Consider the following 1,027-nt stretch of genomic DNA (forward strand, 5'->3'; position numbering starts at 1 on the left):
AACACGAAGTCCCTGACCGATTACCTGAAAGCCAACAACGTTGTGGCAATCGCCGGTATCGACACCCGCCGCCTGACCCGCATCCTGCGTGAAAAAGGCGCACAGAACGGCTGCATCATGGCCGGCGACAACATCTCCGAAGAAGCTGCAATCGCTGCTGCGCAAGGCTTCCCGGGCCTGAAGGGCATGGATCTGGCGAAAGTCGTCAGCACCAAGAAGCAATACGAATGGCGCTCGACTGTCTGGGATCTGAAGACCGACAGCCACGCGACCATCGAAGCCTCCGAGCTGCCTTACCACGTGGTTGCCTACGACTACGGCGTCAAGGTCAACATCCTGCGCATGCTGGTCGAACGCGGCTGCCGCGTCACCGTCGTACCTGCCCAGACCCCAGCGGCCGATGTGCTGGCACTGAAGCCGGACGGCGTATTCCTGTCCAACGGCCCGGGTGACCCGGAGCCATGCGACTACGCGATCAAGGCGATCAAGGAAGTCCTGGAAACCGAAATTCCGGTATTCGGCATCTGCCTCGGTCACCAACTGCTGGCTCTGGCCTCCGGCGCCAAGACCCTGAAAATGGGCCACGGCCACCACGGTGCCAATCACCCGGTGCAGGATCTGGACACTGGCGTTGTAATGATCACCAGCCAGAACCACGGTTTTGCGGTGGACGAAGAAACCCTGCCAGCCAACGTGCGTGCGATCCACAAATCGCTGTTCGACGGCACCCTGCAAGGCATCGAGCGCACCGACAAGAGCGCGTTCAGCTTCCAGGGTCACCCTGAAGCGAGCCCGGGCCCGAACGACGTCGCGCCACTGTTCGACCGCTTCATCAACGAGATGGCCAAGCGACGCTAAGCGTTCGCCTTGAGACTGTAGAGAGAAGCCCCTCGAGGGCGGCCCCGGCACCGGCGGCCCCCTCGGGACTTCAGAAATCGATCAAGACGGCTTGCCGACTGACCTGCGGATTTGAGTGACAAACCCATGCCAAAACGTACAGACATTAAAAGCATCCTGATTCTCGGCG

The 1,027-nt window shown here is 60.8% G+C and carries 1 protein-coding gene; it reads left to right on the top strand.

The features are described from left to right. Positions 1–858: glutamine-hydrolyzing carbamoyl-phosphate synthase small subunit (gene carA / locus ACIP66_RS28820; RefSeq protein ID WP_400652710.1), on the top strand; the 858-nt coding region annotated here is incomplete at its 5' end. Between the last annotated feature and the right edge of the window lie 169 nt (positions 859–1,027).

The organism is Pseudomonas sp. NPDC088429, assembly GCF_044753305.1.
GTDB lineage: Bacteria > Pseudomonadota > Gammaproteobacteria > Pseudomonadales > Pseudomonadaceae > Aquipseudomonas > Aquipseudomonas rustica.